21 protein-coding genes are annotated in these 25,538 nt (G+C 44.9%); 5 read left to right on the plus strand and 16 right to left on the minus strand.

Features of this window, described 5'->3' with window-relative positions; all coding sequences use genetic code 11:
• Positions 1 to 3: 3 nt before the first annotated feature.
• The 4 genes from proB to M0C34_RS14110 all read right to left on the minus strand — a co-directional run bounded on the left by proB (position 4) and on the right by M0C34_RS14110 (position 4,304).
• The gene (gene proB / locus M0C34_RS14095; RefSeq protein WP_248712322.1) at positions 4 to 1,113 is read right to left on the minus strand and encodes a glutamate 5-kinase; all 1,110 of its coding nucleotides are present in this window, start codon (positions 1,111 to 1,113) and stop codon (positions 4 to 6) included.
• 105 nt (positions 1,114 to 1,218) lie between these two features.
• Complete coding sequence (gene crl / locus M0C34_RS14100) at positions 1,219 to 1,614, minus strand: sigma factor-binding protein Crl (RefSeq protein ID WP_248712323.1); 396 nt, start codon at positions 1,612 to 1,614, stop codon at positions 1,219 to 1,221.
• A gap of 74 nt (positions 1,615 to 1,688) precedes the next feature.
• A complete protein-coding gene (locus M0C34_RS14105) occupies positions 1,689 to 2,918 on the minus strand; it encodes an alpha/beta hydrolase (protein ID WP_248712324.1) in 1,230 nt (409 codons plus the stop codon).
• Between the two features lie 96 nt (positions 2,919 to 3,014).
• Positions 3,015 to 4,304, minus strand: a complete 1,290-nt coding sequence (locus tag M0C34_RS14110) for an NCS2 family permease (RefSeq protein ID WP_248712325.1) — start codon at positions 4,302 to 4,304, stop codon at positions 3,015 to 3,017.
• 403 nt (positions 4,305 to 4,707) lie between these two features.
• On the opposite strand from M0C34_RS14110, the gene M0C34_RS14115 reads away from it, so the two are divergent.
• Positions 4,708 to 6,171, plus strand: a complete 1,464-nt coding sequence (locus tag M0C34_RS14115; RefSeq protein ID WP_248712326.1) for an aminoacyl-histidine dipeptidase — start codon at positions 4,708 to 4,710, stop codon at positions 6,169 to 6,171.
• Between the two features lie 10 nt (positions 6,172 to 6,181).
• On the opposite strand, the gene dinB is transcribed toward M0C34_RS14115, so the two are convergent.
• Entirely contained in the window at positions 6,182 to 7,267 is a 1,086-nt protein-coding gene (dinB, locus tag M0C34_RS14120) for a DNA polymerase IV (RefSeq protein ID WP_256469277.1), read from the minus strand.
• A gap of 165 nt (positions 7,268 to 7,432) precedes the next feature.
• Here dinB and M0C34_RS14125 point away from each other — a divergent pair, with 165 nt between their 5' ends.
• The 3 genes from M0C34_RS14125 to M0C34_RS14135 all read left to right on the plus strand — a co-directional run bounded on the left by M0C34_RS14125 (position 7,433) and on the right by M0C34_RS14135 (position 10,939).
• Positions 7,433 to 9,307 carry a hybrid-cluster NAD(P)-dependent oxidoreductase gene (locus M0C34_RS14125; RefSeq protein WP_248712327.1) on the plus strand — a complete coding sequence of 625 codons (1,875 nt, stop codon included), beginning with the start codon at positions 7,433 to 7,435 and terminating at the stop codon, positions 9,305 to 9,307.
• Positions 9,308 to 9,362: 55 nt separating this feature from the next.
• Positions 9,363 to 9,818 (plus strand): lactoylglutathione lyase, encoded by a 456-nt coding sequence (gene gloA / locus M0C34_RS14130; RefSeq protein WP_248712328.1) that lies wholly within the window; start codon positions 9,363 to 9,365, stop codon positions 9,816 to 9,818.
• Between the two features lie 161 nt (positions 9,819 to 9,979).
• A complete protein-coding gene (locus M0C34_RS14135; protein WP_248712329.1) occupies positions 9,980 to 10,939 on the plus strand; it encodes a sensor domain-containing diguanylate cyclase in 960 nt (319 codons plus the stop codon).
• On the opposite strand, the gene M0C34_RS14140 is transcribed toward M0C34_RS14135, so the two are convergent.
• From M0C34_RS14140 to M0C34_RS14165, 6 genes are all read right to left on the minus strand, one after another.
• Positions 10,940 to 11,563, minus strand: coding sequence for a protein-methionine-sulfoxide reductase heme-binding subunit MsrQ (locus tag M0C34_RS14140; RefSeq protein WP_248712330.1), 624 nt, complete (start codon positions 11,561 to 11,563; stop codon positions 10,940 to 10,942).
• Positions 11,564 to 11,571: 8 nt separating this feature from the next.
• Entirely contained in the window at positions 11,572 to 12,585 is a 1,014-nt protein-coding gene (gene msrP / locus M0C34_RS14145; RefSeq protein WP_248712331.1) for a protein-methionine-sulfoxide reductase catalytic subunit MsrP, read from the minus strand.
• Between the two features lie 54 nt (positions 12,586 to 12,639).
• Positions 12,640 to 13,911, minus strand: a complete 1,272-nt coding sequence (locus tag M0C34_RS14150) for a CinA family nicotinamide mononucleotide deamidase-related protein (RefSeq protein WP_248712332.1) — start codon at positions 13,909 to 13,911, stop codon at positions 12,640 to 12,642.
• A 15-nt stretch (positions 13,912 to 13,926) separates the two neighbouring features.
• On the minus strand, positions 13,927 to 14,940 hold the full coding sequence (ltaE, locus tag M0C34_RS14155) for a low-specificity L-threonine aldolase (RefSeq protein WP_248712333.1): 1,014 nt from the start codon (positions 14,938 to 14,940) through the stop codon (positions 13,927 to 13,929).
• Positions 14,940 to 15,773: an SDR family oxidoreductase gene (locus tag M0C34_RS14160; protein WP_248712334.1), complete on the minus strand. Its 834-nt coding sequence runs from the start codon at positions 15,771 to 15,773 to the stop codon at positions 14,940 to 14,942. The genes ltaE and M0C34_RS14160 overlap by 1 nt, the downstream gene beginning before the upstream one ends.
• A gap of 294 nt (positions 15,774 to 16,067) precedes the next feature.
• Positions 16,068 to 17,087, minus strand: coding sequence for a LacI family DNA-binding transcriptional regulator (locus M0C34_RS14165; RefSeq protein ID WP_248712335.1), 1,020 nt, complete (start codon positions 17,085 to 17,087; stop codon positions 16,068 to 16,070).
• Positions 17,088 to 17,283: 196 nt separating this feature from the next.
• On the opposite strand from M0C34_RS14165, the gene pdxH reads away from it, so the two are divergent.
• Positions 17,284 to 17,937 (plus strand): pyridoxamine 5'-phosphate oxidase, encoded by a 654-nt coding sequence (pdxH, locus tag M0C34_RS14170; RefSeq protein WP_248712336.1) that lies wholly within the window; start codon positions 17,284 to 17,286, stop codon positions 17,935 to 17,937.
• Here pdxH and M0C34_RS14175 read toward each other — a convergent pair whose 3' ends face one another.
• Genes M0C34_RS14175 through M0C34_RS14195 form a run of 5 tightly spaced genes read right to left on the minus strand, consistent with a single transcriptional unit; the run spans position 17,938 to position 25,420 of the window.
• Positions 17,938 to 19,875, minus strand: a complete 1,938-nt coding sequence (locus M0C34_RS14175; protein WP_248712337.1) for a transglycosylase SLT domain-containing protein — start codon at positions 19,873 to 19,875, stop codon at positions 17,938 to 17,940.
• A 35-nt stretch (positions 19,876 to 19,910) separates the two neighbouring features.
• A complete protein-coding gene (locus M0C34_RS14180) occupies positions 19,911 to 21,482 on the minus strand; it encodes an ABC transporter ATP-binding protein (RefSeq protein ID WP_248712338.1) in 1,572 nt (523 codons plus the stop codon).
• 9 nt (positions 21,483 to 21,491) lie between these two features.
• Positions 21,492 to 22,544 (minus strand): ABC transporter permease, encoded by a 1,053-nt coding sequence (locus tag M0C34_RS14185; protein WP_248712339.1) that lies wholly within the window; start codon positions 22,542 to 22,544, stop codon positions 21,492 to 21,494.
• A gap of 1 nt (position 22,545) precedes the next feature.
• Positions 22,546 to 23,640, minus strand: coding sequence for a microcin C ABC transporter permease YejB (locus tag M0C34_RS14190; protein WP_248712340.1), 1,095 nt, complete (start codon positions 23,638 to 23,640; stop codon positions 22,546 to 22,548).
• Positions 23,641 to 23,647: 7 nt separating this feature from the next.
• Positions 23,648 to 25,420, minus strand: a complete 1,773-nt coding sequence (locus M0C34_RS14195; protein WP_248712341.1) for an extracellular solute-binding protein — start codon at positions 25,418 to 25,420, stop codon at positions 23,648 to 23,650.
• Positions 25,421 to 25,538 lie beyond the last annotated feature (118 nt).

Genomic DNA, 25,538 nt, shown 5'->3' on the forward strand with positions numbered 1-25,538 from the left:
TTCCTATTTCAATACTAAATCGTCACGGTGAACCGCAACTGATCCGTAGCCATAGCCCAGAGTCTTATCTATTTGCTCTGAATGCAGGCCTTTAATTAAATTCATGTCGGTGGCTTGATAGCGGCAAATACCACGAGCTATCTCCAGCCCTTGAGCATTCACCAAGCGCACTGCGTCACCCCGATTAAACTCGCCTTTAATGGCAATAATCCCTTTTGGTAACAGGCTAGAGCCTCGCTCTACTACGGCTTTACAAGCGCCGTCGTCTAATACCAATTCTCCGTGTGGAGGCGGCCCAGCTAAAATCCATTGTTTACGGTTTTCTAGCGGTGTATTGGTAGCAGGGAACCGCGTGCCTACACTTTGCCCTTCAATTAAACGGGTAATAACATTTTCACTGTGACCTGCGGCAATCACTACTTCAATGCCGGCTCGGCCAGCAATTTCAGCGGCTTGCAGCTTGGTAGCCATACCACCGGTACCTAAGCCCCCCACACTATCTCCCGCTAAAGCGCGAATTGAAGCATTAATTTCCGCCACTTCTTCGATGAGCTTCGCCCCTGGGTTGCTGCGTGGATCAGCAGTAAATAAACCGGGCTGATCGGTGAGTAATAATAGTTTGTTCGCTTCGCCTAAAATAGCGGCTAATGCTGATAAATTATCGTTATCGCCGACTTTTATTTCTGCAGTAGCCACGGCATCGTTTTCATTAATGATCGGTACGATGCCATGATTTAACAAGGCTTTAAGCATGTCTTTAGCGTTTAGAAAGCGTTCGCGGTCTTCTAAATCAGCACGAGTTAATAGCATTTGCCCGACATGAAGATCATAAATGCCAAATAGGCTTTCCCACGTTTGAATCAAACGACTTTGGCCAACGGCAGCCAACATTTGCTTATTAGCGATAGTAGGAGCAATATTTGCGTGAGACAGTGACAAGTGTTCGCGCCCCGCCGCTATCGCGCCAGAAGTAACCACAATCAGCTGATGGCCTGCTTTTCGCAACAACGAACACTGCCGCACCAACTCAATCATATGGGCGCGATCAAGTTTAGAGGTGCCACCCGTCAGCACACTGGTGCCCAACTTAACTACAATGGTTTGCTTCGACATGCTTGTTTTCTATTCCAACTCGGCTAAAACGCAAAGCGAGTATTCTACCTGATAATAATCTGACGCACAGAGCCTGTGCGCCATTTTTTTGCGGAACTCTTGGGCTTAAGCTGCCGGAAGAGCCAAATTGGGGGATAAAGACGGAGCAGCACTAACATTCAACTCTAGTTTGTCGAGCGCATCTACCAGCTTTTGGTAGAACACATCTAGAGACTGTTGAACATCTTTTTGATGTTTCCGGGGAATAGCACCTTCCTGCCATTCGCCTTGTTTATCGTATAGCCCATACCAATAATGATATTCAAAACTACTTTCATTAACTCGCAGCTCGAGCCACCAGCCATAAAATTCACGTTCTTCAGCGGCTGGCTTTGAACTAACACAGGTAGCTAGACAGTCAAAAAAATACATCTCTGTACTGCTATGTTCTTTACGAAAATACGGCCCTATGGCGGTAAATTTAGTATTTAACTTTCCATGGCTTGGCCAAGTCACTTCCATGCGCTTAATCTCTCCATAGTGATTAATGTTTAAGTAACGTTTCGTTTACCCATAATGAACACAATTAAATAAAATCACAATTGCTTTTGTAGCCATAGCGTGACCTTGGTGAAGATTTGGTTGTAGTTTTGTAAGGAATCGACTTCTCTTAACATTTCAACTTCACCATAAGGCGATGCCATATTTAACAAAGAAACATCAGCTTCGGGGCAAATGGGGTCATTTTTTCGCCCTACGACAAACATCGGTAATTGAGTTTTAGGGCCTCCCAGTATTCCTTGGGTTTTTAACGATAAAGGCAAACAACGATAAAATAAGCTTTCGGTGTTGGCTGCATTCACCCCACTTCGGTTAGCTAAGCAGTCTTTATACATCTGCGGTAACGATTGAAAACGTTGGATGTCACTAAACAAACGATCGACCGGAGAACCAATCGTAACCACCGCTCGCAATCTCTCAGGCGCGATAAACGCTAAGCGAGCGGCAACATTTCCGGCAAAGCGATAACCGAGCATGGCGACTCGAGCGTGATCAACCCAAGGCACCTCGGGGAGGTAATCTAATACTGCGAGATGAATGCGGCTGCTGTCCTGCTGTAACTTCCAATTAATACAATGGCCAGCCCCAGGCAAATCAATGCACAACATCGCAATACCAGCAGGGGCGAGAAAACGTTCGAACAGGGGATATAGCTCGGTTTGAATGGTATCTAAACCACCGCTAACTAATACCACTGGTTTCACCGAGTCGGTATCGGGTAAGTGCAAATAGCAGGACACTTTTTTACCATCAATAGGGATTTCGATGGTTTTACAGACGTAATCACTGTGCTCCATAGCGGATACAAAATTACCATGCGCTAACGCTTGAGCTGTGGCAGCGATATCATCACCTTTGAAATGAGGATAAGCGGCAATAGTGGCACTATAGCTGGCATTCAAGAACTCTTTATACGCTAAGTCTTTGTCCCCCTCGTCGCCAGCCTTTTTTGCCTTGGTTTGATGACGAACAGCGCGCTGAGTCCACTCGTAATTCCAGTTGCCAGGCTGATAGCCTGCCACGGTATCGAGCAACTCACTGGTGCGAGGTTTATCACTCATCGCTATATTGGCAAATAGTTGCTCTGTTTCAATCGGATCTAAACCTAGCCACGCCCAGTATTCTCTGCGTAACAAGCGATACCAGTTACGCCCATCCTCTTGACCATCAGCGGTAGACTGGGCAGCTAAAGAGTTGGAAACACACGAGGTCTCAACCACATTTATCCGCGGCTTAAACAACACTTCAGATAGATTTTCTTTCACAACAATAAGCCTAAATATTTATCAGTGAGCAAAATATACCATAAAAAAAGGCCGTCACACGGTGACGGCCTTGGTAGTTTAGCGATTTAACTGGCTTTAGAAGAAAGCAAACTTAAGTACAAATACAACAGCTAAAACCCAAACACTTAGCGGAACATCTTTATGGCGACCCGCTAACAGCTTAATGGCCGCATAAGAAATAAAGCCTAAAGCAATACCGTCGGCAATTGAAAAAGACAGCGGCATTAAAATAGCCACAATTGCTGCTGGCGCAGCTTCAGTTAAGTCGGTCCAATCAACATTGACTAGGCCAGATAACATTAGCGTACACACATAAAATAGCGCGCCAGCGGTTGCATAGGCGGGGATCATTCCTGCCAATGGCGAGAACAACAACGCCAACACAAATAACAAACCCACTACCACAGCGGTAAGACCCGTGCGGCCACCCACTTCTACGCCAGCGCCACTTTCAATGTAAGAAGTGGTGCTTGAAGTCCCCAATAATGAGCCTGCAATGGTTGCGCTTGAATCGGCTAATAAAGCTTTTTTCAAATTAGGTAAACGGCCTTTTTCGTCAAGTAAATTACCGCGTTGAGCCACTGCAGTTAGGGTACCAGCGGTGTCAAACAAATCGACAAACAAGAAGGCAAAGATAACGCTGATCATTGTGACATCTAACGCACCCATGATATCCAACTGTAGGAACGTCGGCGCAGGGTTTGGAGGCATAGAGATGATGCCGCCGTATTGGGTGTAGCCCAGTACGATAGATAAAACCGTGATGGCCAAAATTGAAATCAGTACACCGCCTTTTACTTTGCGGTATTCAAGGCCAATGATTAAGAAGAAACCTAGCGCGGCTAAAATCATCTGGTGTGGGTTTTGGTGTCCTAGGCTAACCAATGTTGCTGGATTATCGACCACAATCCCGGCGTTTTTCAATGCAATAAACCCTAGGAACAAACCAATACCAGCAGCAATACCTACACGCAAAGTTTGTGGGATAGAGTTGATAATCCATTCGCGAACCTTAAATAAGCTCAAACAAATGAAGATAACCCCCGATAAGAACACCGCACCCAAGGCGATTTGCCAAGTATGGCCCATGCCAAGCACAACACCGTAGGTGAAAAATGCGTTTAATCCCATGCCTGGGGCTTGAGCAATAGGGTAGTTGGCATAAAAGCCCATGATGAAACAACCCACTGCAGCGGCTAAACAAGTCGCTACAAACACTGCTCCTTGGTCCATGCCTGCAGCAGCTAACATGCTAGGGTTAACAAATATAATGTAGGCCATGGTTAAGAAGGTTGTCATACCTGCTACAACTTCAGTTCGCACATTCGTGCCATGAGCCTTTAGTTTAAATAATTTTTCTAACATGGTGGTGTATGTTCCTTGGACAAACTCTAGGTAATGTAGGCCACTGCCAAAATTTCCTTTTGTGATGGCAGTAACGATCGCGGGCATTATATTCGCGGCCTAATCAAGATGCCACAGTATGTTGACGCCAAACTGCGCTAGATCAGCAAAATAAACTAAAAATACCAACTCACAACGTTAACATTGACTAAAATTGAACACATATTTGGTTTTTCTACCAACGCTCTTGTTTTATTGGAAGGCACTATCATGCTAGGGCTCAAGGAGCCACGGGGTGTAAAGTGAGTGAATACTTGTTTCTAAACAAATATTCTGCGTAAAACCGATTAAATAGGCTTATATTCACGATTTTGAGCTGATACAGTTGCATTGATTCTACAAATACAGTTTATAAGGTGGCATTGTGTCTACACTATCTTCTCTTCAACCACAGAGTTTGTGGCAGCATTTCGAAACAATCTGTTCGATACCTCACCCATCTAAACATGAACAAGCAATGATTGATTGGGTTATGGCCCTAGCAGCCGAGCACAAGCTTGAGCATTTTCAAGATGCCACTGGTAACGTGATCATCAAAAAACCTGCCACCGCAGGCATGGAAGACAAACAAGGCGTTATCTTGCAAGCTCACCTTGATATGGTGCCGCAGGCAAATAATGATACTCAGCACGATTTTACTAAAGACCCGATCCGCCCCTACATTGATGGCGAATGGGTAACAGCAGAAGGCACCACCTTGGGCGCTGATAATGGTATTGGTGGCGCATCTATCTTAGCCGTATTAACCAGCAGTGATATTGCTCATGGCCCGATTGAAGCACTGTTCACCATCGATGAAGAAGCAGGAATGACCGGCGCCTTCGGATTGCAAGCCGGCGTATTAGAGGGTCAACTACTGATTAATACCGACTCTGAGCAAGAAGGTGAAGTTTACATGGGCTGTGCTGGCGGCGGTGATACTAGTGCCAGCTTCGCCACTGAATACCAAGCAACGACTCCTCAACAGCTCGCCATTAAACTGCAACTGAAGGGTTTAAAAGGTGGCCACTCTGGTTGCGACATTGATACCGGCCGCGCTAACGCTAACAAATTAATGGTGCGTATTGTAGCCGCTATGCAACAGCAAGGTTTTGCACCTACATTGTGTGAAATTCAAGGCGGTAGCTTACGTAACGCCATTCCTCGCGAAGCAAGCTGCACATTAGTTTACAAGGCCGAACAACAAGCCGATTTATCCGCGTTCATGGCCGAACAACGTGAACAGCTCATCAATGAGTTCGGCTTGGTAGAAACAGACTTAGCGCTTAGCTGTGAAGCCATTGATAGACCAAGTCAAAGCTTGACCAATCAACTATCACAACAAATCATCGCCAGTCTAAATGCTTGTACCAATGGCGTAGTAAGCATGAGCCAAACCGTTGTCGGTGTAGTTGAAACCTCCCTCAACTTAGGGGTAATTAGCCAGTCAGAAGAGAGCATTGATATTAAGATCCTGGTGCGCTCATTGATAGATTCAAGTCGTCTTCAGGTAGAAGCAAGCCTTGCCTCACTGTTTAGCCTAACGTCTGCCACAGTAACATTCTCTGGGGCTTATCCTGGCTGGAAGCCAGAAAACGACTCAGTAATGAAAACAGTGGTCCAACAAAGCTACCAAGAATTGTTTGGCAAATGCCCTAATGTAATGGTGATACACGCAGGTTTAGAGTGTGGTTTATTCAAAAGCGCTTATCCTAATTGGGACATGGCTTCATTTGGCCCTACCATTAAGTTCCCGCATAGCCCCGATGAGAAAGTAGAAATTGCCGCAGTAGAAAAATACTGGCAGCTATTACTTTCAGTATTAAACAACATCCCAGCTAAAGCTTAAACACAGCCTTTTATGGCTCAAACGGCAAAGCCAGTTGTGGTGACTGGTTTTGTTGTTCATGGGCTAAACCAATATGTAAACCAATCAAACGCACTGCTTTACCCTTTCCTCTCGCTAGCGCCTCTTCAAATAATTCAAGCAAGGTTGACTCATCAATATGCTGGCATTGCTGCTCTTTCGTGGTTTGCTGAAAATCAGCAAATTTAACTTTCACCCCAAGTTTATTCATTTTGGCTTGTTTTAGGTGATTTTCACTGCGCCTTTTTAGCTCTGGCAGTAGAGCCAATAAACGCTCAATTAAAACAGCTGGGTTACCCTCGTCTTGTGCAAAAGTACGCTCTACTGCTACCGATTTCCGTTTACGATCATTACTCACTTCACGGTCGTCTACGCCTTGGCAGCGCATCCACAGCATATCGCCAAATTTGCCAAAAAGTTGTTTCAGCTTATCTCGCTCTGCACGGCGAATGTCACCACCAGTATAAAGGCCTTGATGGTGTAGCTTCTCAATGCTGACTTTGCCCACCCCCGATATTTTTTCGAGCGCAAGGGTTTCTATAAACTCGCTCACTTGCTCAGGCTTAATCACAAACAAACCATTTGGTTTGTTCATATCGGAAGCAATTTTGGCCAAGAATTTAATCGGCGCAACGCCTGCAGAAGCCGTTAAGCCGGTTTTGTTAACAATGTCTCGTCTGATTTGCTCGGCAATAAGCGTGGCAGAACCATGGCAAGCCTCACTATTGCTCACATCTAAATAGGCTTCATCTAGCGATAATGGCTCTATTGCGTCAGCGTAACCATGAAAAATAGCTTGTACTTGTTTGCTTGCTTCCTGATAAGCCGCCATACGTGGTGGCACCAAAACTAACTTAGGGCACAATTGCAAGGCTTTGTGGGTGGGCATCGCAGAGCGAATACCATATTGTCGCGCAAGATAATTACAGGTAGTAAGCACTCCGCGACCACTTCGCATCCCCCCCACAGCAAGCGGAACGTTGCTTAACTCTGGCTGGTCGCGCATTTCCACAGCGGCATAGAAACAATCCATGTCTACGTGAATAATCTTGCGCTGAGTTGATGCGAATGCTGTCAATGTGGCACACCTTTACTGTACATACAGACAGTATAAAGTTGATATCGAAAAATGCCAAGCTAGAGAACAACAATATTCACTGCTTAATACGCTAATTAGCTGTAGCTTGAATGCAACAGCTTGAGTAATATTGAAAAACGAATTTCGATTAAGGAAGTCTTAGCTGTGAGTGATGCACGTGTTAGTCAACTGAGTATTTACCCGATCAAATCTACTGCGGGGATCCACCTAAATCATGCTTATGTTGAAGAACATGGTTTAGCCTTTGATAGGCGTTTTGTTGTCTGTCAGCCTGACGGCGTTCAAATCACAGCGCGAACTCACCCTAAACTGGCTCAAATTCATAGTGCACTTAATCGCTCAGGTTTGCATTTACGCGCACCAAATATGCCTGCCTTAGACTTACGCTATGCTGATTTTTCTGATAATTACCGCACCGTAATGATTTGGAAAGACAGCGTGCAAGCACAGCACTGCCATAACAGCTACGATAATTGGTTTAGTGAGTATCTCGGTGAGCATTGCCACTTGGTGTTTTTTGGTGAACAATCCACACGCAAAGTGAAACACAAAGATAGCCAAGTAGCGTTTGCCGACGGCTACCCGTTATTGCTCATTTCAGAAGCCTCTTTAGAGGATCTAAATTTGCGTTCTAGCGCTCACCATAGCATGGCGCAATTTCGCCCTAACTTAGTGGTTAAAAATACCGAGGCTTTTGCTGAAGACGGTTGGAAGCGCTTCCGCATTGGCGACGTGGAGTTTGAGGTACAAAACCCCTGTTCACGCTGCGTTTTCACCACGCTTGACCAAGCTACAGGCCAATTTCATCCGAACAAAGAACCACTAAGTACTTTCGCTAAATACCGCCAAGGTGAAGACGGCAATGTTTATTTTGGTCAAAATGCGGTGGCCCTAAACAGTGGCAAAATTAGCCTTTACGATACCATTGAAATATTAGAAACCCGCAAGGCAGACGTTTACCCTGATAATGCAGAGAAACGCGCAGCGCCAGCAACCAGCCAACACCAATGGCAGCAAGGTGAAGCGGTTAGCTTAAAATGTTTAGCAGTAAAACTAGACACTCACGATGTAAAGACCTTTGTTTTTGAGCTTCCTAAACACTTAACGAGTGAATATAAACCAGGCCAATACTTAGGTTTTGAATTTGAGATAAACGGTAAACCCGTGCGTCGTAATTATACCTTGTCTAGCTCACCAAGCCGCCCACAGCGTTTGGCTATCACCGTAAAACGAGTGGTGAATGGCCAAGCATCTAACTGGCTACACGACAATCTTAAGCCAGGTATGAACTTAAACGCCCATGCGCCTAGCGGAGATTTTCATTTAGAGCAAACTCGGAACCAAAAGCTATTGCTGCTCTCGGCGGGCAGCGGTGTGACTCCAATGCTGTCTATGCTTCGCTACTTAAGCGATATGAACATTGAAAAAGACATCGTGTTTTTACATAGCGCCCACACCGAACAAGATCTGATTGCTGAACAAGAGTTAGCGCTGATTAATCAACAACTGGAAAAATGCAGCCTACGTTATACCCTAACTCAACAAGCGAGCAGCCACAGGCAAGGTTACCAAGGTAGATTAAATCGCGGCATGCTAATGGATATCGAAGATTTAGAACAACGAGCGGTTTTTGTTTGTGGTCCACAAGCCTTTATGCAAAGTGCTAAAGAACAACTGTTAGCCTTAGGGGTGCACGAATCAGATTACTTCGAAGAGAGTTTTGGCCAGCAACACCATGAAGCGATAGAAGCCAAAACCGTCAACATCTTATTTGATAGTTGGGATACTTACCTTGAAGGGAATAATCAACAAAACCTATTAGAACAAGCCGAACAAGCGGGCCTGAACCTCAGTTATTCATGCCGCGGAGGATTTTGTGGTAGCTGCAAGGTAATGCTACAAAGCGGTGAAGTAAATGTACTTGAAGACAGCGGCTTAACCGAAGAAGAGAAGCAGCAAGGCTATATTTTAAGCTGTAGCTGTGTTCCCTCTAGCGACGTGTGTATTACTCAAGATTAAATACTTAGTTAGCAACCATAATTAGTCATTATTTTTAACCAATAGGAATACCCAAATGAAGTTTCTTCACACCATGGTACGAGTGAAAGATCTCGATGACTCACTGAATTTTTATTGTAACTTGTTAGGCATGTCTGAAGCACGCCGCTATGAGAGTGAGCAAGGTCGTTTCTCTTTGATCTATTTGGCAGCAGATGAAGATCTAGCACGCGTCAAAGCTGAAGACGCACCTTGCCTAGAGCTAACTTATAACTGGCCAGACGAAGATGGCAATCAAGAAAGCTACAGCGGTGGGCGCAATTTTGGCCATATAGCCTTGGCGGTAGAGGACATCTACGGCTTATGTGAAAAGCTACAAAATGCGGGAGTAACCATTAATCGCCCACCCCGTGATGGCCACATGGCATTTATCGTTTCACCTGATGGGATCTCAGTTGAGTTACTGCAACAAGGAAAATCTTTAGCACCACAAGAACCTTGGGCATCTATGCCTAGCGTCGGCTCTTGGTAAGCCTCGGCTGAACCTTACAGTAACGTTGTAAACAAGGCGATACACGATAATAAAGTGTTTCGCCTTATTATATGGAACGAACGTTCAAAATAGGGTAGGAAACCGCGAGTTTTTTTTGATAAGCTACTAACAATTGTATAACAAAAATCTAAGCCGTATTTATGGATGAAAGCGACAAGATTATCGCCGAATTGCGTGAGCAAAATCGGCAATTGAAAGCCCAATTAAACGAAGCTAAAAATCTGCTTAAAATCTCCCTAGACGATAGTGGCCTAGTGCTTTGGGAGCAAGATGTTCCCAGTGGAAAGCTCAGCCTATATAACGCTGAATATGGAGAGATCTGCGGTATATCGCCGAGTAAACAAGAAGCATTATACGAAAACTGGAAGTCTAACCTTCATCCTGAAGATAGAGAGTTAGCCATTAGCGCATTTGACTCGATGATTCAGGGTGACAACGATGAATACGCGATTGAATACCGCATGATTCACCAAGACGGCAGCACCCGCTGGATAAAAGATCGCGGCACGATTCGAGAATACGATACCAATAACAATCCGCTAAGGGTTATTGGAACCCATATCGACGTTACCCAATTACGTATTGACCAGCATCGCTTATCTAAGTTGGCCCACCAAGATACCCTAACCGGTTTACTAAACCGACACGCATTTGAGGGCGAGTTTGATAACTACTGCCAGTCTATAGGTAATCAAGGCGGTACCCTAATGTTTATAGATTTGGATAAATTCAAACCGATAAACGACAAATACGGGCACACAGCCGGCGATAGGATCCTTAAAGCTTGCGCTGAACAAATCCAAAGTAATTGCCCTGAGCAAGGCCAAACAGGCCGTATTGGTGGGGATGAGTTTGCCTTATTAATTCCCTTTAGCGACCCTGAAAAGTTAGAACAACTTTGCAAACAATTGTTAGCAAGCTTTAGCCTGCCTTTCAAATACAACCATATTGAAGTCTCGGTAACCTTAAGCATTGGAATGTGCAGCTTTCACCGTCACAATGAAGAGTTTGGCGAAATACTGCATCGCGCCGACCAAGCCATGTATCGAGTAAAACACGATGGAAAGAACAATTATTGTTTATGGGGCACTGACAATTAGTTACTTTGCAAAGCTTTGCAACCACCGTTGTATTGGCGTTTTACGCAATGAGAACAACCCAGCAACTATCACTAAATAGATAACGGGCTCTATCCACCCTGATTTTAACGACCACCAAAAGTGAATCACCACTAATATTGAAATAGGGTAGATAAAACCGTGTAGTTGCAACCAACGACGCCCCAGCTTTTGCTGTAGTGTCTTAAACGAAGTGATACTCATCGCGAATAACAATACAAAGCTCAGCATTCCTAACCAGATGTAAGGGCGCTTGAGGGTTTCTTGCCAAAACAGTGACCAATCTAAGCCCAGGTCTATTAAAAGGTAAGCGGCTAAATGCAGCAAGGCATAAACAAAGACATATAAACCAATTAATCGCCGAAAAGCCAATAAGCTTGGTAGCTTAAAGCGCTTAGACAGCGGCGCTAAACATAAGGTAATGATCAGTATATTTAGCGCACTATTTGCTAAATAATGGATGATAGCCTGCACTGGATCCCCGCCCCACCAATTATTAAGCACCGCCAATATGCAATAAATCAACGGACTTAATAACAGTAGATGTAAAACTGTACGCGTTTGCCATTGGTGGCTAGCTAACCATCTATTTATCGACTTGTTCACATGCCCCCCTAATAAAAGCGCCTTAAGTCCATATCTTTATACAAATGCGCCACCTGGTCACCGTAGCCATTAAACATTTGAGTATCGATACGCTTGCGCCCCAACAAGCCCGCATCGTCAATTCTACGCTCTGAAGCTTGACTCCAACGAGGGTGATCCACTTGCGGATTAACATTGGCATAGAAACCATACTCGTGAGGGCCTAAAAGATTCCAAGTGGTAGGAGGTTGAGTGGCGGAAAAATGAATCCGCACTATCGACTTAATGCTCTTAAAACCATATTTCCACGGCACAACTAAACGCAGCGGTGCACCATTTTGTGCCGGTAAGGTTTTGCCATACATGCCTACAGCCATGAAGGACAGCGGGTTCATCGCCTCATCTAAGCGCAAACCTTCTACATAGGGGTAGCTAATACCGCCCCCTAAAAATCGATTTTTTTGACCGGGCATTTGCTGAGGGTCGTAGAGAGTTTCAAAAGCGACGTATTTAGCCGATGACAAAGGTTTAACTGACTTGAGCAGATCTGCCAAGCTAAACCCTACCCATGGAATCACCATCGACCAAGCTTCAACACAGCGTAAACGATAGATACGTTGCTCCAATGCCATTTTGGCCATCACGTCATCAAGATCTAAAGTCACCGGCTTTTCTACTTCGCCATCAATGGTAATACTCCAAGGTGAGGCTTTAAACTGACGACTATTTTTTGCAGGGTCGTCTTTAGCAGTACCAAATTCATAAAAGTTATTATGAGAAATAGCTTTAGATTCGGGGGTTAAAGCATCACTGTGTAAGGGAGGTATATCTGTTTTTTGCAATGCCCTACGTACAATCGCAGCGTTATTATCTTCGTCATCGTCACTACCAAACCATGACGCAGCATGGCTAGCAGTAGACAGTACACTGCCTGCCCCTGCTACCCCTAAGCCTTTGATAATATTACGGCGTTGCTTGAATAAGTTCTCAGGAGTCACCGCTGATTCCGGCTCTTCCCATTCACGTTTAAATTTCAACCACATAGCATCTCCTTTTTGTAACAGACCACACTAGTGCCAAATTAATTTCGTGACTGGCTAATTTCTACTAGCGATCCGCTTGAGGTGTTGATATTCGCCTACGACTGGTACACCGGTAAGATGGCGACGTAACATATCCATGGCAACTGCAGTGGACATGACTCGAACAACAGAACGAGAACGGTTACTCATTAATAATTGCTGACTAATGCAGTGCTCGCCCTCCGCAAGGGTAAAGCACACAGTGCCCACAGGTTTCTCGTCACTGCCACCGCTAGGCCCTGCAATGCCAGTGACTGATAAAGCGATATCTGCATCACTATGTTTGAGCGCACCTAAGGCCATGGCCTGACTAGTCTCAATGGAAACCGCGCCAAACTGTTCGATAACAGATCCAGCAACACCAATACTTTGCTGCTTGGCCAAATTGCTGTAGGTAACAAAGCCACGCTCAACATAAGCAGAGCTCCCCGCCACAGCCACCAACTCAGAGGCCAACATCCCCCCGGTGCACGATTCAGCTAATACCAGTTTTTTGCCGGCGGCGATCATCATCTGCTGTAAGTGCAAAGCCCAATTGGCTTGATCTTCAGTAAATACGTGCTCCGCTAACTCGGTACGTATTTTTTCAATCAGTCGATCAAACTGCTGCGTTTTAGATGGGTAGAACAGCTTCACTTCAATTGAAGGTCTCGCGGAGCGGTAGCCTAGGCGTGCACCTTTAGGTAATTCTAGTTGATCAAAACGGTCACTCAGAGAAGATTCTGACAAGCCAAAGGTATAAAAACGTTTCACTTCGCCATTAGATTCCGGGTTTAAGGCTTGTAATTGAGGTAGCCACTGCTGCATAACCATTTTTTTAAATTCACTAGGCACACCGGGGGTAAACAGTAGCTTGGCGCCAGCATGCTCAACAATGAAGCCACATGCGGTACCGATTGGGTTGTCCACTAATTCAGCCCCTTCAGGCAGCATAGCTTGCTTAAGGTTACTCTCAGGCATCACTATATTTTGTGACTGATACCACTGCTGTAACTGTGCTAACCACGCAGTATTCAACTGCAAAGGTTTTCCGGTGAGGCTGGCTGCTGCTTCGGCACTTAAATCATCAGAGGTTGGCCCTAAACCGCCATTTACCAGCACCCAGTCACTGCGTTGAGCCGCTTGCTTGAGCGCATCTACAATATCATCAAGCTGATCAGCTACCGTTTGTCGACGACTAAAGCCTAAACCCATTTCATTTAAGACTTGACCACACCAGGCGGCATTCGTATCGGCAATGTCGCCTTGAAGGACTTCATCGCCAGTACTTAGCATCTCAATTTTCATGATTGCCTCCTAAGGTTAGTGACTTGCATAGAATTTTTTAACTGCAACCACCAAGCGCTGAATGTCTTGTTGGTTTACATTTAAATGGGTAACAAAGCGCATTGGCGAACCGGCTGTCATTAAAATGCCTTGCTCTGCTAGCTCGGCAGCCAAGGCCACTGATTGCTGCTTTCGACAGCTGGCATAAACAATATTGGTTTGCACCGCGCTGGCATCACATTCAAGCTCTTCAATGCTAGCCAATTGCTCGGCTAAATACCGAGCATTGGCGTGATCATCCGCTAAACGTGCCACATTGTTTTCTAAGACATAGTGGCCCGCCGCGGCAATAATTCCTGCTTGGCGCATACCACCACCGAGCATTTTACGAATGCGCGTTGCCTTAGCGATAAGTTCTTCACTGCCTAACAACAAAGAACCAATCGGCGCACCTAAGCCTTTAGATAAACAAATAGTAAAGCTATCAAAGGGATCGACTAAGTGACGTTCGTCTTGACCGGTTTTTACAATTGCGTTGAAAATTCGAGCGCCATCCAAATGCAATGCTAATTGATGCTCCTCGACAAAGGGGCGAAGACTAGCAACATAGTCCATCGGCAGAACTTTACCACCAATGGTGTTTTCTAAGGATAGTAAGTGGGTCTTAGCAAAATGAAAGTCGTCTGCTTTAATCGCGGCTTTCACCTTATTTAAGCACAAGCTACCATCTGCGTTGTTTTCTACGGGCTGCGGTTGCACACTGCCCAATACCGCAGCGCCCCCGCCTTCATATTTGTAGTTGTGAGCATTTTGACCACAAATATACTCGTCACCGCGCTGGCAATGCGCCATGATGGCCAATAAGTTTGCTTGGGTACCCGAACTGCAAAATAGCGCCGCCTGTTTCCCCATTCGCTCAGCTGCATAGCTTTGTAAGCGATTGACCGTTGGGTCATCACCATAGACGTCATCCCCCACTGCCGCTTTGCTCATTAGCTCGCGCATTGCTGGGGTTGGCTGGGTGACGGTATCACTTCTAAAATCGCTCATTACTCTGCCTCTTGAATATTAGCCTGCAACCATTTCATCGGATCAGGATAGTGAAATTGATAAGCTAAACTCGCTTTTATTTTTTGATTGGTAATCACTTTAGTGCTGCTAGCGCCTTCTACAAAGTTTGGCGGCGCCAGCCCAAGCTGTTCGGCAGCCAAACTATAAAATGCTTGCTTGCTGGGGTGCAGATCAGCACTGGCATTAAATTGTTCGCCCCAAACATCTCGCTTAATGAGTTGGCTAATCAGTCCAATACAATCGCTGCGGTGAATAATGTTAATGGGGCTTAACGGGCCGCTGACGGTTTTACCGGACAAAAAGCGGCCCGGTTTACGATGACCGCCGACTAAGCCAGAAAAACGCAAAACACTGGCTTGAAAATCACGACTATTTAGTAATTCATCTTCAATGTGTTTCAAGGCTTTTCCTGAAGTACTTTCGGCATGTCGCGTAGTGACTTCATCAACCACCCCTTGTTGAGCACCATACACCGAAGTCGATGATATAAAGAGTATTTTTTTTACTTGCTGCTGTTTAGCAGCCAGTAATAAAGCCTTTATTTGAGCAATGTGAAATTCTGCTGTATTGGTTTTTCGGCCAGGAGGAATGTTTATAAGCAACAAATCACACTTAAGTAATGCGCGAATGTCGTTGGAAACAATATGTGGAATGAGATCCAATTGGTAGGCTTCTATCCCCTGATCGCTTAGCTCTGCTAGCGCGTTGAGCTCACGCCTAGAGCCGAGCACATGGTAGCCATCTTGCAATAAACTCTTTGCCAGCGGTAACCCTAACCAGCCACAGCCAACAATACTAATTCGCTTTATCACGTACTTTCCCTGTTAAAGAGTATTAAGGCTATTATGCAGTGAATCGTAGGCAAAAAAAACGACCTAATAAATTAGGTCGTAACAGCAAGTTTTTTAAAGTTGTCGATATTTAGAAAAAGCTAAATAAATCTAACAACCTTATTACAGCGGGAAAGTTTCAATCAAGTCATCTCAAACTCAATCTTCAAATGCGGCTAACAGTTGCACTCGATGTGAAAACGATACCAGAAAACGGTTTCAAGACAAGTCAAAAAAAGGCTGCAAGCAGCCTAGATAGTAATTACTTGAATTAGATCACGATTTATTGGCAGCAGAATCTCGAACGATCAATTCAGGATGGAATTTCAAGTCCATTATATTAGGCCCTATTTCTTGACCCTTGGTATCCAAAATATCTACTGCCAACTGCGCAGCTCGCTTACCCATGTCTTCAATGGGGTAACGCACCGTGGTTAGCTTCGGGTGGACAAAGCGTGCATAGTGGTTATCGTCATAACCCACTACGGAAATTTGTCCTGGAATATCAAACCCTTTATCACGTAGTGCTGACAGTGCGCCAGCAACCATAGAATCGTTGTATCCTACAATTGCGCTAAACTCAACGCCACGCTCTAACAACTTATCAACAGCTTGACTGCCCCCCACTTCGTCGGGATAAGCACGAGCAATTAGCTGCTCATTAAGCGGACCTGAGGTTTCTTCCATGGCAAAGCGATAGCCAGACAAACGTTCAACACCATCAGAAAATGACAAATCATCAGTGGTAATGAAGGCGATATCTTTATGGCCTTTTTCTAATAAAAATGAAGTCGCTTTATAACATCCTTCATGATTATCTAAATATACACAGCGATGTTCCAAACCTGGAATTAAGCGATTGATAAAGATAAATGGCGTATCACAGTCAGCCACTTCTCTTAGTTCATCATCGCTTAAGGCCATTGAGTGGATAATCACGGCGTCACATTGGCGCTGCAGCAAAATATCAATAGCATGACGTTCTTTTTCAGCGCTATGGTGACCCGACATAACAATGGTGTATCGATCAGAAGCATCGACGATCTCTTCAATTCCTTTCATCATTTGCACAAAGAAAGGACCACCGCCTAAATCACCTACAATTAAACCAATACAATCTGAACGCTTACTGACCAGCGCTTGAGCAAAACTGTTAGGGCGATAATGAAGTTCTTCCATTGCTCTAACAACGGCCTCTCGTTTCTCCGGTGCGACCTGAGCAGTGTTATTAATTACTCGAGATACTGTTGAAATCGACACATTCGCCAACTGAGAAACATCTTTAATTGTGGCCAAATTACTTACCCTCTTATCATCTGTAAAAACAGAACAAAACCTGAAACACGATCTTGGCAAAACTATACCAAGACGGAGCAAAACTTGATAGTGAAACCGTGCTACAGAGTGTAAACTATGATCTAAATTTTTGTATTCATTTTTACTGCTATCGACAATTTTTGTTCGTTGCATCAACTAATTAAGCAAATTGATTATGTCACTCATTAGTAAGTTGCGTTGCGCCTTAACCTTAGGCCAAGGAGTGTTACTGTCACTGCCTGAACCTAAAGGTAATGAAGATCCTTTCACCCTATTTGGAGATTGGTTTAAACAAGCTGAAAAATCAGGCATTGTACTTCCAGAGTCGATGACTATTTCGTCTATCGGAGCCGATGGCAGGCCCTCTGCACGGGTTGTTCTACTGAAAGACTTTGACGAAAAAGGCTTTGTTTTTTATACCAATTACACCAGTAGGAAAGGCCAAGAGCTAGATTTAAACCCAGTGGCTTGTTTAACCTTCCACTGGAACATACTGCAACGCCAAGTAAGAATTGAAGGCCGAGTTGAACGTGTTAGCCATGAAGAATCAAACCAATACTTTCATACCCGTGGGCGTGGTAGTCAAATTGGCGCTTGGGCCAGCCAGCAGAGCCAAGTGATTGCGCAACGTAGCTTGTTAGAGCAGCGAGTAGAGCACTACAAACAAAAATTTTCCAATAAAGACGTTCCGCTACCCGATTTTTGGGGTGGCTATCGAGTTATTCCCGATAGTATCGAATTCTGGCAAGGCAAAGCCGACCGTCTGCACGATCGTTTTCGTTACACCTGTGACGCCAAAGGCTGGAAAGCTGATCGCCTTAGCCCTTAATTAAGGGCGACCATAAGGGTAATTCAGCTCTTGAGGTGTAAGAAACGGCGTAAGCTGTTGCTTACGCCTATGTTGGTAAACAACTTGATAAGCCAAGACACTTTGCACATAGTGGCGAGTTTCTTTAAAAGGTATCGATTCTACCCAAACATCTGCTGGTACATCGCCTCTTTCAGTCAGCCAACGGCTTACTCGGTGTGGACCCGCATTATAAGCCGCAGCGGCTAAAATACGGTTACCACTATAGCGATCCATTAAACCATCGAAATAAGCACTACCTAAACGAATATTGTCTTCAGGTTTAAACAATTGACTACGCGATTTATATTTAAAACCAATTTTCTTTGCCGTTTCTTTAGCAGTAGCGGGCATTAACTGCATTAAACCGCGCGCGCCTACTGGGCTTTGAGCCAGCGGATACATGGCACTTTCTTGGCGAGCTAAGGCATACAATAAGCTAGCTTCCACTTGGCGTTTATGCGCAAAGTATTCAAACTCTTTATCAAAGCTTAACGGAAAGCGCATTTCCAGTTGGTCCCATTGTTTAGCCACAATGGCTGCTTGTACTGCTAAATCTTGCCAATCATTGTTTAACGCCAATACTCCTAGGTCGAGCTGGCGTAATAAACTAGAGCGACGCAGCATAGTATCCCACTCGGTTCTCGCAGAATAATACTCTTCAAGGGCTAATAACTCTTTCACTTTGAGAACCACCGGATGCTTGTTTAATTCAATCAAGGTATCGGCACTGGTTTGGTGGCTTTGCTCGGCTAACTGATAAGGCTTTTGCAAAAATTGCGCAGCCAGAAAACCATGATAACTTCTTTCTTCAGATAAACGTTCTAGTGTCGGAGTGGCTAAGTTTGTTTGTCCCATTGCGATAAGTGAGCGTGCCTGCCAGTATGTCCAGCGCTCTTGTTGCTGACTCGCACTAGGAAGCCGAGCGATCCATTGGCTTATCTGCGCCCACTGTTGCTCAGCAATCGCCAAACGAATACGCCGTTCGATCGTGGCTTTATCAGGATTTAGTCTTAATTGTCTGTCAGCCCACTTAAGTAAAGGATCTGTGGGTTCGCTAATAACGCGGCGAATTAAATATCGCTCAACACTGGTATACAAATCACTCGATTGACTTAAGGGTTTAGACCAGCGCTCTAAGTGCTCAACGGCAGAATCTAAGTCGCTGCGAGCCAACTTTCTAATGGCCAGTAAGGCGATAGCTTGGTGGCGGCTAGGCTGCATTATATTAAGCTGACCAGAGCTAAGCACCTGCATCGGTGAGCGATAAGCATTCGCCAATAATTGCCCATCTTTTTTCTTATCACCAGATAGTGGCTTAGCCAGATACTTAAGTAAGCTGGGCTGATTGGCTTGAAAGCTGAGTAGCATGCGTTGCCAGCGCAATTGATCACTAAGATTGCCGGCTTTCTGCCAACGCTCAAATAAAGCATCACAGGCTTTCGGCCTAGAGCGACCATATAGCCATAAGCTCTCAGCCCCTTTCCATGCCTCTGCCACATCGCCGGTTTGGTGTTTTGCGTAATAATGATGACACTGTAAATCGACACTACTAGGGATTTGAGGATAAAAATCTAGCAAGCTTCGCCATTGTTTTCGTCTGGCTAATTCATACATGAAACGTCGCTGAATGGCATTACTTAAATATGACTGGGGATTAGCGCCAATAAATTGCTCAACCTGCGATACAGGTAAGTTATTGATTTGACCACGCAGCTGGTAATACTGGAGATAATCAGACAGAGCGTAATTGCTGAGTTTGCTCATTTGCTTATCTGCTTGGGGCCATTTCTCCGCACGCTGCAACTTTCTTATATCGTTATAAGCTTGTTGCTGAGAACTTAAGTCAGCAGCTTGAGCTAAGCTCAAACTTCCCCCGCAGATTAAACAAACAAAAACATGCCATAATCGATGAAACATTAGCGATGGCGCCTGATCTATTGGACTACTGATATTCAGATTAACGCAGCATTGATTAATCGGCGAGTATATTCTTGCTTAGGCTGCGAAAAAAGTTGCTCCGTTTCCCCTTGTTCTACTAATTCACCCTGCTGCATGACCATTACGCGATGGCTTAACGCACGAATTACCGCTAAGTCGTGGCTGATAAATAAGTAGCTAAGATTATATTTTAATTGCAAATTTCGCAGCAGGTCTAAGAGTTGTTTCTGTACCGTACAGTCTAATGCCGAGGTGGGTTCGTCAAGGATCAGTATTTCTGGTTTTAATACCAACGCTCTAGCCAAAGAAATCCGCTGACGCTGGCCACCAGAAAACTCATGAGGATAACGATGCATAATCTCAGGCGTTAAACCAACATCTTGTAAGGCTTCGGTGACGCGTTGTTTTAGTTGCTTCTCATCCAAATCGAAATGTAGATTTAAGCCCTCACCAACAATTTGTAACACCGACATCCGAGGGCTTAAGCTAGAGAATGGGTCTTGAAACACAATTTGCATAAAACGACGTAAGGGGCGCATTTTTTTAACGCTATAGTGTTCAATGAACTCTTGTTTGAAGGCAATACTCCCTTCACTATCAGTGAGCCTTAATACTGCTTGGGCAAGCGTGCTTTTACCCGAGCCACTTTCACCAACGATGCCTAAGGTTTCGCCGCGTTTTAAGTGAAAGTCAATGCCGTTTACCGCTTTGATATGATCAACCGTACGTTGCAGAAAACCACGTTTAATCGGAAACCACACCTTGAGCTTTTTTACCTCTAACAACATTTCTTGTTTTGCCTGTGGAAGCTGACCGCGGACCGGCTCAGAATCCAATAACATCTTGGTATAAGCATGTTGCGGGGCGGCGAATAGCGCTTGGCAGTTATTAACTTCCACCAACTCTCCTGCCTTCATCACTGCAACCCGACTTGCATACCCACGTACCACATTCAAATCATGGGTAATTAACAGGATCGCCATGCCTAGCTTCTGCTGAAGCTCCTTTAACAATTCTAAAATCTGCTGCTGAATAGTGACATCTAATGCAGTAGTTGGCTCATCAGCTATCAGTAATTTAGGCTCGGTAGCTAAGGCCATAGCGATCATTACGCGCTGTCGCTGCCCCCCTGACAATTGATGCGGAAAACTCGCCAGCCGTTTGTCGGGTTCAACAATGCCAACCAAGTCCAGTAGCTCCAGCACTCGCTCTCTGGCTTGTTGCTTGTGCATGCCGCGATGTACACACAATACTTCACTGATCTGTTTTTCTACCGAATGTAAAGGATTTAAGGAGGTAAGCGGCTCTTGAAAAATCATCGCGATTTGGTCGCCACGTAAGGCTTGTAACAATTTAACAGGCTGATGCAATACCGACTGTTGCTGGAGTAAAATATCACCACTTACCTCAGCATTTTCCCCCAGTAACGACAACACAGATAGCGCCGTGACCGATTTCCCCGAGCCGCTTTCCCCTACTAGCGCAAGCGTCTCGCCATTATAAACATCAAAACTCACTTGTTTTACCACCGGCTCAGGCAAGCCAAAACACACCGATAGCTGCTTAACTTCTAATAACTTATTCATTTCAGCTACCTAAATTCGTTTCCGTGGATCAAAAGCATCACGAGTGGCTTCACCAATAAACACCAGCAAAATTAATATTATCGACATAGAGAAAAATGCCGTGATACCCAACCAAGGAGCCTGCAGGTTGTTTTTACCTTGTGCGACCATTTCACCCAGTGAAGGGGAACCTGGCGGTAAACCAAACCCCAAATAATCAAGCCCGGTTAAGGCGGTGAGCCCGCCAATAAAAATAAACGGCATGAAGGTAAGGGTGGCGATCATAGCGTTGGGTAAAATGTGTCTGGCCATAATAGCGCGGTCACCAACTCCTAAGGCGCGAGCAGCTTTCACATACTCCAAATTTCGGCCCCGAAGAAACTCGGCTCTCACCACATCCACCAAACTCATCCAACTAAACAGCAATAGTATGCCCAGTAGCCACCAAAAGCTTGGCTGTACCAAGCTGGACAAGATAATCAGTAAAAACATCTGCGGCATACCAGACCATATTTCAATAAAGCGTTGGCCCAATAAATCCACTCGCCCACCAAAATACCCTTGCATAGCACCGACCGCGACCCCAATCACTGAGCTACTCACCGCTAACACCATGGCAAAAAGTACCGATAAACGAAAGCCATACAACAACCGCGCAAATACATCGCGGCCTTGATCATCGGTACCTAGCCAGTTGATAGAACTTGGTGGTGAAGGCGATGGTACGTTTAGGTTGTAGTTAATAGTGTCAAACGAGAAGCGCACTGGCGGCCACAACATCCAGCCTCCTTGTTGCTCGATAAGTTCTTGAATATATGGATCTGAATAATCAGCTTCAATGTCTAAATCGCCGCCGAACTGTTGCTCGCTGTATTCGGTAATAATGGGCATCATCCATTGCTGTTGATAGCGAATTAATACTGGCTTGTCGTTGGCCACAAATTCTGCAAACAAGCTACCGATAAACAGTAATAGAAACAGCCAGAAGCTCCAATATCCGCGACGATTGGCCTTGAACTGCGTCCAGCGGCGTTGGTTAATCGGACTGGCTTTAGCCCGTTTCCACTGTGCAACCAGCCCCATGCTAATGCCTCCCCTCAAAGTTAATTCGAGGATCAATCATGGTATAGGTGATATCACTAATCAGCTTCAAGATAAGACCAATCAAAGTAGACATATACAAGGTGCCAAATACGACCGGATAATCGCGATTCACCACCGCTTCAAAGCCTAATAAACCTAGGCCATCTAAGGAGAATATTACTTCAATCATGAAAGAACCGGTTAAGAAGATACTGATCAAGGTCGCCGGTAAACTAGAAATAACCAGCAGCATGGCATTGCGAAATACATGGCCATATAACACGCGATTTTCACTTAAGCCCTTGGCTCGCGCCGTCAGTACGTATTGCTTATTTATCTCATCTAAAAAGGAGTTTTTGGTGAGCATGGTAAGGGTAGCAAAACTGCTAATGACCATAGCGGTTACCGGTAATGCTAAATGCCAGAAGTAATCACCTACTTTACCCAATAGGCTTAGCTCTTCCCAATTGGCCGATGTTAAACCGCGTAGCGGAAACCAATCCCAGTAACTGCCACCAGCAAATAAAACAATCAGCATAATAGCAAATAAAAAGTTAGGAATAGCAAACCCCACAGTCACTAAGGTTGAACTCCACACATCAAAGCGACTGCCGTGACGCACCGCTTTGCGGATCCCCAAAGGAATCGAAATGCCATACACCAGTAAGGTAGTCCATAAACCTAGCGAAATAGACACCGGCATTTTTTCTAGAATTAACTCCACCACGCTACTGTCGCGATAAAAACTATCGCCAAAGTCAAAGCGCAAATAATTACCCAGCATTTCAAAGTAACGCTCGTGTAATGGCTTATCAAAACCGTACAATTGCTCTAGTTCTTTCACTAACTCTTCAGGTAAGCCCTGAGCACCGCGATATTGGCTAGAACCACCTGCACCAGTATTACTTTGAATGATTTCAGTATCGACCCCAGAATCAACCCGTCGCGTGGCCGAGGTATCAATACCTTGAATTTTGGCTATCGCTTGTTCAACTGGCCCACCAGGCGCAGATTGAATGATTAAAAAGTTGAGCGTCATGATCCCTAGCAAAGTAGGGATCATCAGTAATAAACGACGAAAAATGTAGCTAGTCATTGAGGTTTTATTCTACCCACCAGCTATCTAACCCTAAAGCGAATTTAGGATTACGCTCTGGTCGTTTGAGTTTATCCCAATAAGCGACACGCCAAGCATTTAAGTGCCACTGTGGCACAACATAATACGACCACAGTAATACTCGGTCTAAAGCTCGAGTAGCATCAATTAGCGCTTGGCGGTCTTCGGCGGCAATCACTGCTTCAATCAACTTATCGACTACCGGACTGTTCACCCCGATGATATTACGCGACCCGACATGCTCAGCGGCTTTACTCCCCCAAAAGTCACGTTGTTCATTACCCGGTGAGGATGATTGACCAAAGCTGCCTACCACCATATCAAAGTCGAATTGTTGCACTCGATTTACATATTGAGATACATCAACCACGCGTACTTCGGTACTGATACCTATTTTTTGAAGGTTACGGGTATAAGGTAAAACAATCCGCTCAAAACTTTTTTGGTAAAGTAAAAATTCAATATGCATTTGCTTGCCGTTGCTATCGACTAACTTACCTTTACTTAAGGTCCACCCTTCTCCTTTTAACAAGGCTAAGGCTTCACGCATTTGCGGGCGAATATTACCGTCACCACGGGTTTTATCTAAGCTAAACGGTTCTGTAAATAGTTGCTCTGGAAGCTGTTCTTTAAACCTTTCAAGTAAGGCGAGTTCACCCGCTTGAGGCAAGCCAGTGGCAGCAAGTTCTGACGCTGCAAAATAACTATCAGTACGTTTATAGGCACCATAAAACAATTGCTCGTTAGTCCACTCAAAATCAAACAATAAGCCAATCGCCTTGCGCACATCTGGCTGCTTAAATAGCTGGCGACGAGTATTAAATACGAAACCCTGCATGCCCTGTGGGTTTTCATTTTTTAGGGTATCGGTATGGACTTGGCCCTTGTCAAACATCGGCCCGGTATAAGCAGTAGCCCAATCTTTAGCGCTGGTTTCTATTCGGTAATCTATTCGTCCTGACTTAAACGCCTCTAAAGCCACTGAGGAGTCGCGGTAGTACTCATATTTGACGGTAGCGATGTTATAACGGCCGCGGTTAACCGGTAGGTCTTTGGCCCAGTAATCTTTCACTAAGGCATAACTGACTGAGCGTCCGGTATCAAATTTGTCTATTTGGTAAGGTCCCGAACCTAAGGGGATGGTGAGGTCGGCTTTAGCAAAATCGTGTTGCTGCCAAAAGTGTTTTGGAAAAATCGGTAATTGCCCCAAGATGAGCGGTAACTCTCGGTTGGTACCATCGACAAAACTAAAACGAACACTCAATGTAGATTCGGCTACGGCCTCTTTGATACTGCCGTAATAAGCCCGATAGAATGGCGCACCTTTTTCCATCAACAAATTAAAAGTGAAAACAACATCTTCGGCGGTCACCGGCTGACCATCATGAAAACGCGCCTCAGGACGTAAGTTGAAGCGTACCCAAGAGCGATCGTCTGCTAAGTCTATACTCTCGGCTAACAAGCCATATTGAGCAAAGGCTTCATCGTCATTTGCGGTTAATAACGTATCGTATATTTGCCCTATCCCCGCGGCCGGATTTCCCTTTACGATAAAAGCATTAAAAGTATCAAAGGTACCTTGTGCTTCGTGGGTAATCGTTCCTTGCTTTGGCGCATCAGCATTAACATAAGGGAGCTGAGTAAAATCTGCCGCTAAAGCTGGTTCACCATGCATCACCAAGGCATGGGAGCGACTAAATTCTTCGGCATGAGCGGAGCCAAAAACCAAAAGACAAATTGCCGATAACAGCCGTTTCATAATGAGCGCTTCCTTATTTGAATGAATCGAATCATTAACTTACTTATATACCTACTAGTTATAACCGACTCGAAACTAAAAGATAAAGCGCTATTGAGCAAATTTACACTGAAATCAC

The organism is Agarivorans sp. TSD2052, from assembly GCF_023238625.1.
GTDB lineage: Bacteria > Pseudomonadota > Gammaproteobacteria > Enterobacterales > Celerinatantimonadaceae > Agarivorans.